Here is an 11,122-nt window from a genome sequence, read left to right as displayed (position 1 = left end):
CACCTCACCGCCCCCCGCACCCTCACCGCCCCCCGGCACCCTCACCGCCCCCCGGCACCCTCACCCGGCACCCCTCACCCACGTGCCCCTCTTTTCGCGTTTTGTAGGCTTAACGCGAAAGGAGAGCGCTCTTTTGCGCATTAAGCCTACAAAACGCGAAAACCCCGACCACGCCAGCCAGCCAGCCAGGCCAGGCGCGCACACGCCGCCGCACGGGGGTGGGACGCCGCGTTGGGACGCCTGGCAGGAGACGGACTTCTGGTCCGATTCGGCCATGGCCGAAGGCATTTTGTGGCGGGAAGCGCGCAGGGGCTAGGAAGACGGCACACCGTCTTTCGCAGAGGACTTCCCTGTGTACAACAACCAGCGCCCAGGGCCTCCCCCTGGCGCTCATCCGCCGTACCCACCCCAGCAGCAGTACCCGCTGCAGGTCTTTCCCGCGCAACCCCAGCAGCCCCCGCTTCCCCAGCAGCCGCAGCCGCAGCCGGGCAAGCCGAAGGGCTCCGGACGGCGCAAGGGCGGCCTCGCGCTGATCCTGCTCGGCGTGCTGCCGCTCCTCCTGAGCGGCGCCATCGTCGGCCAGGCGATCAGCAACAGCAGGCAGCTGATCAGCAACAAGGCCTTCGTGCCCAAGGCGTGGCACAACCTCCGCACCGACGAGATCTTCCCGGAGCACCTCGGTGCGCGCGCCGGTCGCGCGGAGCAGCCGGGCTGGTCGCGTCAGGCGATCGCCAAGGAGAGCGGGTGCGCGGAGGCGCTGCGCACCGACTTCGGCAAGAGCGCGATGGCACAGGGCTGCGTGACCACGCTGCGGGGGACCTACGTCGACATCGGCGGCACCTTCGCGATCACCCTGGCCGTGGTCGTCGTGGGTTCCTACGAGCAGGCCCAGCTCGTCGCGGAGGAGTACTTCTGGGCGACCGACCCGGGTCCGCTCGTCCAGCCCGTCGCGGCGCCGGGCACCCCGGCCGCGGAGTGGACGAAGGACAAGCCGATCGCCGGGGGAGCGACGTCCGTCGGTCTCAGCACGAACCGGCCGCCGTACGTCGTCGCGGTCTCGGTCGGCCCCGCCGACGGCTCCCGCGACGTCCGCTCGCTGCCCGGTGAGTGGAAGGGCGACTCCCAGGGGGAGGCCCGGGTCTACCAGAACGTCGTGGCGGACGTGCTCAACGACTTCGCCATCGGGTTCAACGACATCATGAGGGGCAAGAAATGAGGATCGCCGTCAGGGCCTTCGCGGTGACGGCACTGGTGGCCCTCGCCGCACCCGCCACCGCGCACGCCGCGGACGGCTGGGAGCTGCCCGCGATGTCGGTGCCCGCGGCGCACGCGGTCAGCAAGGGCGACGGCGTGACGGTCGCGGTCATCGACACCGGCGTCCGCACCGGGCACCCCGCGCTCGCAGGTCGGGCGAGCGAGGGCCCGGACTTCATGCAGGAGAACGACAAGGACCAGCCCTGGTACGGACGGCACGGCACGTCGATGGCCTCCAGCGTGCTCGACGTGGCGCCGGGGGCGAAGGTGCTCGGCCTGCGGGCGATCCGTGACCGCGAGGACCCGAAGTACGTCAGGTGGCAGGACCAGATCGGCAAGTCCGACCCGTCCTCGAAGGGCGTCGACTCCGTGGCCAAGGCGATCCGGTACGCCACGGACAACGGGGCCAGGGTGATCTCGATGTCCCTGGGCACCGACACCCCGTTCGCCGCCTACCAGAGCAGTGAGGCGGACGCCGTCACCTACGCGCTGTCCAAGGGCGTGGTGGTCATCGCCTCGCTCGGCAACGAGGGGGACGAGGACAACCCGGTCGCCTACCCGGCGGCCTACCCCGGTGTGCTCACGGTCGCGGCGTCCACACCGGACGGTTCGCGGGCGCCGTTCTCCTCGGTGCACTCCTACGCCGACGTGGCCGCGCCAGGAGTCGCCATCTACGGAGCCGACATCTCCGGCGGTCGCAAGCGGGTCAACGGCACGTCCTCGGCGGGAGCGCTGACCGCCGGAGTGGCCGCGCTGATCGTCGCCAAGTACCCCGGGCTCGCGCCCCGCCAGGTCGAGCAGCTCCTGCAGCGCACCGCGTCCACCGCCTCAGCCGGGCACAACCCGCTGACCGGCTACGGCGTCGTCAACGCCGCCGGAGCCCTGAAGGCCGCGGCGGCGCTGACGCCGGAGAGCGCGGTTCTGCCGGTGCGCAAGGACAAGCCCGCCGAGCACTTCGGTCAGGGCGACGACGGCACGCCGCGGATGACCAACGTGCCCATCGAGATGGAGTACATCGCCATGGGCGCGGTCTTCGGAGTGCCCGGCCTGCTGGCGATCGTGATCGGCTGGCTGCTTCGCCGCAGCGGCAAGAAGATGCTCGCCGCCGCCCCGCGCTAACGCCGCAGCAGCTCGACCAGGCTGGCGAAGCTGTCCGAGCCGTTGCCGTCGGCCGCCCCGGTGTCCAGCAGCTCCTTGAGGGGCAGCAGGACGTCCGGGGCGATCCCGGCGGCCCGGCTCGCCCGGACGATGTTGCCGACCGCGACCTGGTTGATGGCCACGCTGGACGCGCCGCCGGCGTAGTCGCCGGAGTCGACCTCGCGGGCCAGGTCGGCGAGGAAGGCGACCACCCCGGTGAGCCAGGACGTGGCCAGCGGCAGGAAGTCCCGCGCCGTGACGCCGGCGGTCCCCACGAGCGCGGCGGCGTGCAGGAAGCCGGTCATCGTGGCGTACCCGGCGGAGAGCAGGCCGAGGTCGTGGAACTCCGCGACCCCGGCGTCCGTGCCGAGGAAGTGGCTCGCCCCCAGGCTGTCCAACGACCTCCGGTGCGCGTCGAAAACCTCCCGCGAGCCGCTGTAGAGCACGAAGGCGTCCGGAGTGCCGACGGCCTCCGGAACCGCCATGACCGCTCCGTCCAGGTACGAGATGCCCCGCGCTGCGGCCCATTCCGCGAGCGAACGGGCTTCCTCGGGAGAGCCGGTGGTGAGGTTCACGACCGCCTTGCCCGACAACGCCGAGCCGTACGGGCCGATGAGTTCCCGCACTGCCGCGGTGTCGAACACGCACACGATCAGCAAGGGGCTGGCGGCGACGGCTTCGGCGACCGTGTCCGCGCGGGCGGCTCCTTGGGCGACGAGGGCGTCGGCCTTGGCGGGCGTGCGGTTCCACACGGTCACCCGGTGCCCGGTCCGGATCAGTGCGGCGGCCAGTGCCGCTCCGAGGGTGCCAAGCCCGATCACGGTCACTTCGCTGGTGCTCATCGTGTCTCCCTAGCTGGTGTTTCGCTGTGGGGACCACCGTGCTCGGCGGCGCTGTCAGTTCTCTGTCGCTACGCTGTCGGTCGTGCGTTTCGGGGTGCTCGGTCCGCTTGAGGTGTGGACTGCGGACGGAGATCCCGTCGGTGTCGCGGAGACCAAGGTCCGCGCGCTGCTCGCCGACCTCCTCGTGCACCGCGGCCGCGTGGTGTCGGCCGACCGGCTGGCCGAGGACCTGTGGGGCGGGCGCCGGCCCGCCAACCCCCTCGCCTCGTTGCAGACCAAGGTGTCCAGGCTGCGTCGGGTACTCGGTGACCTCGTGGTGTCCCGCCCGCCCGGCTACGTGCTGGAGGTCGAGCCGGAGGCGGTGGACCTCGGCCGCTTCGAGGCCCTGGTGCTGCGGGCCGGTCAGGCCGACAACGCCCGTGCCCGCGCCGGGCTGCTGACCGAGGCGCTGGCGCTGTGGCGCGGTCCGGCCTTCGCGGACTTCGCCGACGAGGAGTTCACCCGCGCCGCGATCGAACGCGCCGGAGAACAACGGCTGACCGCGCTGGAGGCCCTGGCGGAGGCCAGGCTGGAGCTGGGGGAGCACCCGGACCTCGCCGACCTCGTCGCCGAACACCCGCTGCGGGAACGACTGCGCGCCGCGCACATCCGCGCGTTGTACCGGGCGGGACGGCAGAGCGAGGCCATCGACAGCTACGAGGACCTCCGGACCCGCCTCGCAGAAGACCTCGGCCTCGACCCGAGCCCCGCCCTGCTGGCACTGCACTCCGCGATCCTCACCCAGGACCCGGCCCTGGCGGCTCCGGCGGCGCCCCGCACCAACCTGCCGGTCCCCGTCACCGAGCTGGTCGGCCGCGCCGCCGCGGTCACCGAGGTGCGCGACCTGCTGGCGGTGCGACGGCTGGTCACCCTCACCGGTCCGGGCGGAGTCGGCAAGACCCGTCTCGCGGTGGAAGTCGCCACCCGGCTCGTCGGGTCCTTCTCGGGCGGGGTGTGGATCGCCGAGCTGGCCGGACGCGCCCGCGACCGGGACGACGTGGTCGAGGCGATCGCCACGGTGCTCGGGGTCCGTGACGACGCGACGACCTCACCGCTCCCGTTGCTCGACCGGCTCGTGGAATCCTTGCGCTCCAAGAGGATCCTGCTCGTCCTCGACAACTGCGAACACGTCGTCGAACCGGTCGCGTCGCTGGTGGAGCTGCTGTTGCGCACGGCCCCCGGGCTCCGGGTGCTGGCGACGAGCCAGGAGTCCATCGGCATCGCGGGCGAGACGCAGTGGCCGGTTCCGTCGCTCGAAGAGGCAAGCGCGGCAACGCTTTTCACCGCTCGCGCGGCCGAGGCGGGTGCCAGGCTGGACGCCTCCTCAGAGCGAGAGGTCGCGGAGCTGTGCAGGCGGCTGGACGGGATCCCGCTCGCCCTGGAGCTCGCGGCGACCCGCGTCCGCGTGCTGGGGGTGCGCGAGCTCCTCGCCCGGCTCGACGACAGGTTCCGCTTGCTGGCCTCCGGCCACCGTGGCGCACCGCCACGCCAGCAGACCCTGCGCGCCATGATCGACTGGAGCTGGGAGCTGCTCACCGAGCCGGAGCGCGTCGTGCTGCGCAGGCTCGCCGTCCACGCGGGCGGCTGCACCCTGGAGGCCGCCGAGGCGGTGTGCGGCACGGAGATCCTGGACCAGTTGACGCGCCTGGTGGAGCGCTCGCTCGTGGTGGTGCAGGACGGTCCGCGTTACCGGTTGCTGGAGTCCGTCGCGGCGTACTGCGTGGAACGGCTGGCCGACGCGGACGAGCTCGACCTTGTGCGGCAACGGCATCTCGACTACTACACCGACCTGGCCGAGCGCGCCGAGCCACACCTGCGCGGAGCCGGACAGCCCACCTGGGTGCGGCGGCTCAACCAGGAGAACGCCAACCTGCGCGCCGCGCTGGACCACGGCGGAAACCGGAGGCTGTGCGATGCGCTCGGCTGGTACTGGTTCCTCAGTGGACGGATCAGCGAGGCGAAGCGCTCCCTGGAGGCTGCCTCGCCCCTCGGTCCCCGGTCACGTGCGTGGCTCGCGGGCATGTCTGTCCTCAGTGGACCGACAGATCCCTTGCTGTACAAGGATGTCAGCGACCCGCTCGGCCAGTGGTTCGTGGGGTTCGCCCTGTACCGCAGCGGCGGTGACCTCGCCGCCGGTGAACGCCTGGTCGGGCTGGCGCTGAAGGGCTTCACCGAGTCCGGCGACGAGTGGGGAGTGGCGGCGGCGCTGAGCGTCCGGGCCAGCCAGGCCATGGTGCGCGGCGACCTCGACCGGGTCCGCTCCGACGGCGAACGCGCCGAGGCGGTGTTCCGGGAGCTCGGCGACCAGTGGGGCCTGCTCCAGACCGTCTACCCGCTGGCGGCCCTCGCCGAGATCACCGGTGACTACGCCCTGGCGGAACGCCGCAACCGCGAGGGCCTGCGGGTGGCCGAGGACCTCGAACTGTGGTCGGAGGCGGCCGACCGCCTGACCGGCCTCGGCAGGCTGGCGCTGTTGTCCGGTGACCTCCGGTCGGCCCAGGAGCTGCACGAGCGGGCCAGGAAGCTGGCGGCCCGGCAGAGCTACCGGGCGGGCGAGATCCACGCCGAGATCGGCCTCGCCCTCGGCGCTCGCCGCCTTGGCGACCTGGACACGGCGGAGCGCCACCTCCGCGCGGTGTACGAGTGGAACCGCCACTCCGCCTTCGAGCCGGGCAACGCCCTGATCCTCGCCGAGCTCGGCTTCGTCGCGGAGCTGCGCGGCGACGCCGACAGCGCGCTCAGCCTGCACACCAAGGGGTTGGCGGTGGCCCGCCACCTCGGCGACCCCCGCGCGGTCGCCCTGGCCAAGGAAGGGCTCGCGGGCGCCCACTCGCTGACCGGCGACCACGACTACGCCGCCCGCCTGCTGGCCGAGGCCACCGCCGCCCGCACCGAGGCGGGCGCCCCGCTACCACCCGCAGAACGCGCCGACGTGGACCGCATCACCGCCCGCCTGCGAGCGGCTGAGCACACGGACTAGGTCCCCGGCGAGGAGCGACACCACCTCGCCAACTCCCGCCACCTCACCAACGTCCGCCACCCCACCAACTCCCACCACCTGACCAACGTCCGCCACCAACACCCGCCACCTCGCCAACGTCCGCCACCTACACCCCGAAGTCCCACCACACGCGCGCCCCTCGTATCGCGTTTTGTCACCTTAATGCGCAAGAGAGCGCTCCCATTTCGCATCAAGGTGACAAAACGCGAGAAGCCTGACCGCGCCAGGACGCGACAGTGCGGCGGACGGCGGTGTGGCGGAGTGCGGTGTGGTGGAGTGCGGTGTGGTGGAGTGTGGGGGTGGCGAACGGTCCAATGAGGACGGTGCGTGTGGGGGATGTGGGGGGCGGCGTGCGAGCCTGCTTTCAGCTCGCCGACCCCACGTCATGGAGTGTGGCGCAAGAGGGGGCGGCGGCGTGTCCATGGCCGTCGCAAAACCCCGTTGACGCCCACGGGGGCTCCGAGGATAGTTCTCCTTGTCGCACAACGGATCACCGCAACTGGAGGAGGACGACATGGCCGGTCGCGACCGACGCGTGAGTTCGTGCCACCTCCGACGGCGCACTCGCCCGTGACGCGCTGAGCGTTGCGCGCACGACTCGCCCGAGGGTGTCGTGCGGGCGGATTTTCCTTGCTTGTCAATGCATATCCCCATGGCGCAACTGGACAGCGCGCGGCGCTACGAACGCCGAGGTTGCAGGTTCGAGTCCTGCTGGGGGTGCGGTGCTGCACGGCCAGGTGTCCGGACGGGGGGTCCGGTGGGCCGGTAGGGCCGGCGGGGCTCACCACCCGCGGTCGGCGACCAGTTCCGTGGGGCGCAAAGGAAATCCGCACGGGTGAGCGGAGCTGGTGTTCAGGTGACGGGCAGCGCGCCCCGGGTCATGCGGTGCAGTGCGGCGAGGTGGCCGGCGAGCGCGCGCCTGCCGCTCTTGGTGAGGGTGACCCAGGTGCGCACGCGGCCCTTGCCGTCCGCGGACGCCTTGCGCAGCGAGACGTATCCCGCTTCTTCGAGGATGCGCAACTGCTTGCTCAGCACCGAGTCGCTGACGCCGAGCTCCTCGCGCAGTGGGCCGAACTCGCCCTCATCGGTTGTGGCGAGGAGCGCGCAGATGTGCAGCCGGTTCGCCGGATGGACTACGGGGTCGAACACGGGACGGGTTTTCACGGGGCCTCCAGGCGTTTCCCGACCAGACATACTCAGCACACCAGGGTCGGTCAAATCGCAATCCCTCAGTGGGAGGACAGGATTTTGGTTATCTCCTGAGAAGAGGCGGGCCCACCGAAGTGCTCCCCTTGACCGAAGCGGGCTCCCGCGCGCCGCCACCAGTCCAGCTGCTCGGCGTCGTCGATCCCGCCGACGACGACCCCGGCGCCGGAGCGGGCCAGCGCGGGCAGCAGGAAGCGGACGCTGGTGCCCAGCGCGTCTTCTTGATCATCCATTGTGGACAGACGGCGGACCACCCACGGGGACACCCTGACCATGTCGGCCTTGAGCGAGCCGCAGATACCCAGGTTGGCGAGGCCGCCCTCGAAGTCGTGCAGCGCGATGGTGACGCCCATGTCGCCGAGCACCTCGGCGTTCTCCTCCGCCTCGGCCCGGTGCTGGCGCAGCGAGGACATCGGGATGCCCAGCCGCAACCGGGAGGCGCCCATCCCGCAGTCGGCGAGCGCCATCCGCACGGTGCCCGCGAGGTCGGGGTCGCGGGCCTGCAGCGGGGTCAGGTTCAGCAGCAGGCCGGGCGGCTCTCCGTCCACTGTGGACGGCCAGGTCGCCGCGACCATGCACGCCTCGCGCAGCATCGACCGGCCGAGTGGCAGGATCATGCCGGTCTCCTCGGCCAACTCGACGCACCGCTCGTGCGGCAGCTCGCCCAGCTCCGGGTGGTTCCACCGGAGCAACGCCTCCACGCACGCCACACTGCCGTCTGCCAGCCGCACCACCGGCTGGTAGACGACCTCGAACTCGCCGTTCTCCTCCGCGCCCGGGATCGAGGCCGCCAGCCTGGTGCGCAGCCTGGCCTCGGAGTCGTGCTGGGCGTCGAAGAGCTCCCACTGGCCCTTGCCGCACGCCTTCGCCCGGCGCAGCGTGATGTCGGCGGAGCGCAGCACCTCCTCCGGCCGCAGGTTCTGGCCGTTGGCCCGCACCACGCCGATGCTGGCCGAGACCGCGACGCCGACGCCGTCGACGTAGGTGGGCTCGGCGAGCGCGGTGTTGATCAGCACCGCGAGCCTGCCGGGGTAGGGCGTGTCCTCGGTGTTCTCCACCAGCACCGCGAACTCGTCGCCGCCGAAGCGCGCCACCAGCGCCCGCTCGTCGGTGAAGACCTGCTCCAGCCGCTTGGCGGTGACCTGGAGCAGCTGGTCGCCGACGCGGGGACCCATGCCCGAGTTGACGACACCGAAGCCGTCGAGGTCCAGCTGCAGCACCGTCACGCCGTGCTGCGGGTCCATCCTGGCCAGCGCGGTCTGCAGCCGAGAGCTGAACAGCTGCCGGTTGGCCAGCCCGGTCAGCGCGTCGTTGAGCGACTGCTGCCGCAGCCGCTGGGTGAGCATGTGGGTCTCGGTCGCGTCCTCCACGATGGTCACGATGTGGCCGGGCATCTCGTGCAGCACCGACACCGCGAGGTAGGCCCACACCGCGTCGCCGTCCTTGGTGACCAGCATCCGGCGCAGCCGGAACCGCTCCTGCCCGCCCTCTGCCAGCTCCCGGTAGGCGAGCCGCAGCGACTCGGCGTTCTCCTCGTGGAACAGGTCGTAGAGGCAGACCCCGGCCAGCTCCTCCTGGCTGTGCCCGAGGATCTCGGTCAGCGCCGGGTTGGCCTGGACGAACCGGCCGTCGAAGTCGGTCAGCGCGATGCCGACCCCGGAGGAGGTGAACACCTCGCGGAAGCGGGCCTCGGAGGCGCGCAGGTGCCGCTCGATCTCCTGCTTGGTCCGCAGCAGCGCGTCCTTGACCAGCTCCTGCTGGTGGAAGGTGCGCTCGCGCATCGCCTTGGTGTAGCTGGTGGCCAGCCCGCCGATCAGCGAGATCACCTTGGCGGTCAGCCCGTCAGGCCCGTCGCCCAGCAGCGACAGCAGGCCCTGGCCGAGCACCTCGGTGCTGCGCCGCAGGCTGTCCGGACCGGTGAAGTTCGCCCGCACCATCCGGCCTGCGACCTCGTCCAGCAGCGCGGGGGCCCGCTCGCGGGAGTCCATCGCGGTCAGCAGCGTGGTCAGCAGTTCGAGGGTGAGCCGCTCGACGTCCTTGCGGGCCATCGGGATGTAGGTGCTGGCGGTCATCGCGTCGGCCCACTCGCGGGCAAGCAGGAGCACCGGGGACGGCTCCGCGTTCTCGCGGGCGGCCCCGGTGGCTGCGGCCGGGGGACCGTCCGGATGCGGCGTGATCATTCCGGGGGCAGGTCTCCCGCACCGGTGCCCGCGGCGGGCGGGCGGACGTGCGGTTCCACGAAGACACCTCAAGGCTTTGCCAGGTTGGCAAAAGCTTAGCCATCCGGAGGCCGCCGTGTGCGCGGACGACCGCGAGGACCGTCCCTTGAGCCTCCGATCGGCTGATCATCCGTGGGTCGTTCGCCCGCTGGTCACCGCGAGCGCCCGGTGCGTGAGGATGGGGCCCAGCAGCGGCGAGGAAGGTGACCAGCGACGTGAGTGCCAAGCGCCACCCCGGATCGGACCGCAGGGCGGAACTGCTCGCCATCGCGGGCCGGCTGTTCGCCTCCCGCGGGTTCGCCACGACCACCGTGCGGGAGATCGCCGACGCGGCGGGCATCCTCTCCGGCAGCCTCTACCACCACTTCGACTCCAAGGAGTCGATGGTCGACGAGATCCTGCGCGGCTTCCTCGACCGGCTGCGCTCGGCCTACCGCCGGGTGCTCGCCGAGCAGGCCGACCCCAGGGCGGCGCTGACCGCGCTGGTCACGGTGTCCTTCGAGTCGATGGACACCGACGGCGACGCCATCGCGATCTTCCAGAACGAGTCGCAGCACCTCGCCCAGTTCGAGCGCTTCGGCTACCTGTGCTCCACCGCGGAGGAGCTGGAGGGCTGCTGGCTGGACGTGCTGAAACGGGGTCAGCGCGCCGGGGTGTTCCGGCGGGACCTGCGGGTCCCGCTGGTCTACCGCTTCATCCGGGACACCGTCTGGGTGGCGGTCCGCTGGTACGACCCGCGCGGCTCGCTCAGCGCCGAGGCCATCGCCGAGCAGTACCTGACCATCCTCTGCCAGGGCATCGTCGAGCTCGGGAGCTGACCGACTGCCTACTGCGTTCGGGTGACAGCTGTGCGCAGCTCACCGTTGGGACACCAATGGGTTACGGGCATTAACACGGACGGCGGAATCGCCGACGATGCTGGCACCGGCTCCGATGAGACCGACTGGAGCGCCCATGCCCCGTCACCACCGCAGGTTCCGCGACACCTTCGCCTTCCTCGCCGGCACCGCCGGCGCGGCCTTCGCCGTGCTCAGCATCGTGGCCTTGCGCTCATCGCCGCAGGTCGCGCTGCCGCTCGGGCTGTTGTTCGGGGTGGTGTTCGGCCTGGTGGTGACGCCGTTGGTGATCAGCGTGACCAGGGTCATCCCGGTGCCGCCCACCAGCGGCGGGGACCTGGTGGCGAGCCTGGACGGGCAGCTCGCGGAGCTGGGCTACGGCGCTCCGGAGCACATCGCCGAGGACGCGCTCGGCTACGCGCCCGCCAACATGCACCGGGTGCGCTGCCGGTACCTCAGCGTGCGGCTGGCCGAGCACGAGATCATCGTGACCGGCCCCAGACGGGTGGTCAGCTCCCTGGAGCGACGGCTGCTGAGCTGAACCCGACGCAACAGGCCGGTAACGGGGCAGGAATAGAGTTGGTGGCC

General features: G+C 71.5%; 8 protein-coding genes and 1 tRNA gene. 6 read left to right on the top strand and 3 right to left on the bottom strand.

Going from position 1 to position 11,122, the window contains the following annotated elements:
• Positions 1 to 352 precede the first annotated feature (352 nt).
• Positions 353 to 1,216: a hypothetical protein gene (locus tag ACFFQA_RS07650; protein WP_377850966.1), complete on the top strand. Its 864-nt coding sequence runs from the start codon at positions 353 to 355 to the stop codon at positions 1,214 to 1,216.
• Positions 1,213 to 2,373 (top strand): S8 family peptidase, encoded by a 1,161-nt coding sequence (locus ACFFQA_RS07645; RefSeq protein WP_377850965.1) that lies wholly within the window; start codon positions 1,213 to 1,215, stop codon positions 2,371 to 2,373. Before ACFFQA_RS07650 ends, ACFFQA_RS07645 begins: the two co-directional genes overlap by 4 nt.
• Here ACFFQA_RS07645 and ACFFQA_RS07640 read toward each other — a convergent pair.
• Positions 2,370 to 3,233, bottom strand: a complete 864-nt coding sequence (locus ACFFQA_RS07640) for an NAD(P)-dependent oxidoreductase (protein ID WP_377850964.1) — start codon at positions 3,231 to 3,233, stop codon at positions 2,370 to 2,372. The two genes, ACFFQA_RS07645 and ACFFQA_RS07640, sit on opposite strands and share 4 nt — an antisense overlap.
• Positions 3,234 to 3,315: 82 nt before the next feature.
• On the opposite strand from ACFFQA_RS07640, the gene ACFFQA_RS07635 reads away from it, so the two are divergent.
• The gene (locus ACFFQA_RS07635; RefSeq protein WP_377850963.1) at positions 3,316 to 6,252 is read left to right on the top strand and encodes an AfsR/SARP family transcriptional regulator; all 2,937 of its coding nucleotides are present in this window, start codon (positions 3,316 to 3,318) and stop codon (positions 6,250 to 6,252) included.
• 667 nt (positions 6,253 to 6,919) lie between these two features.
• Positions 6,920 to 6,993, top strand: a tRNA-Arg gene (locus tag ACFFQA_RS07630).
• 132 nt (positions 6,994 to 7,125) lie between these two features.
• On the opposite strand, the gene ACFFQA_RS07625 is transcribed toward ACFFQA_RS07630, so the two are convergent.
• Together ACFFQA_RS07625 and ACFFQA_RS07620 are read right to left on the bottom strand one after the other, a co-directional pair.
• A complete protein-coding gene (locus ACFFQA_RS07625; protein WP_377850962.1) occupies positions 7,126 to 7,437 on the bottom strand; it encodes a transcriptional regulator in 312 nt (103 codons plus the stop codon).
• A 65-nt stretch (positions 7,438 to 7,502) separates the two neighbouring features.
• Positions 7,503 to 9,659, bottom strand: a complete 2,157-nt coding sequence (locus tag ACFFQA_RS07620; RefSeq protein WP_377850961.1) for a putative bifunctional diguanylate cyclase/phosphodiesterase — start codon at positions 9,657 to 9,659, stop codon at positions 7,503 to 7,505.
• A 254-nt stretch (positions 9,660 to 9,913) separates the two neighbouring features.
• Here ACFFQA_RS07620 and ACFFQA_RS07615 point away from each other — a divergent pair, with 254 nt between their 5' ends.
• Positions 9,914 to 10,516: a TetR/AcrR family transcriptional regulator gene (locus tag ACFFQA_RS07615; RefSeq protein WP_377850960.1), complete on the top strand. Its 603-nt coding sequence runs from the start codon at positions 9,914 to 9,916 to the stop codon at positions 10,514 to 10,516.
• 136 nt (positions 10,517 to 10,652) lie between these two features.
• Positions 10,653 to 11,075, top strand: coding sequence for a hypothetical protein (locus ACFFQA_RS07610; RefSeq protein ID WP_377850959.1), 423 nt, complete (start codon positions 10,653 to 10,655; stop codon positions 11,073 to 11,075).
• Positions 11,076 to 11,122: the final 47 nt, after the last annotated feature.

Origin of the sequence: Allokutzneria oryzae (assembly GCF_042429765.1) — a bacterium.
Classification (GTDB): Bacteria; Actinomycetota; Actinomycetes; order Mycobacteriales; family Pseudonocardiaceae; genus Allokutzneria; species Allokutzneria oryzae.
This window is presented reverse-complemented; position numbering and strand designations above follow the sequence as displayed.

Bases quoted from the DNA above. Each gene is read 5' to 3' on its own strand.
- ACFFQA_RS07645 (WP_377850965.1), top strand. From the start codon at position 1,213: ATGAGGATCGCCGTCAGGGCCTTCGCGGTGACGGCACTGGTGGCCCTC.
- ACFFQA_RS07640 (WP_377850964.1), bottom strand. From the start codon at position 3,233: ATGAGCACCAGCGAAGTGACCGTGATCGGGCTTGGCACCCTCGGAGCG.
- ACFFQA_RS07620 (WP_377850961.1), bottom strand. From the start codon at position 9,659: ATGATCACGCCGCATCCGGACGGTCCCCCGGCCGCAGCCACCGGGGCC.
- ACFFQA_RS07610 (WP_377850959.1), top strand. From the start codon at position 10,653: ATGCCCCGTCACCACCGCAGGTTCCGCGACACCTTCGCCTTCCTCGCC.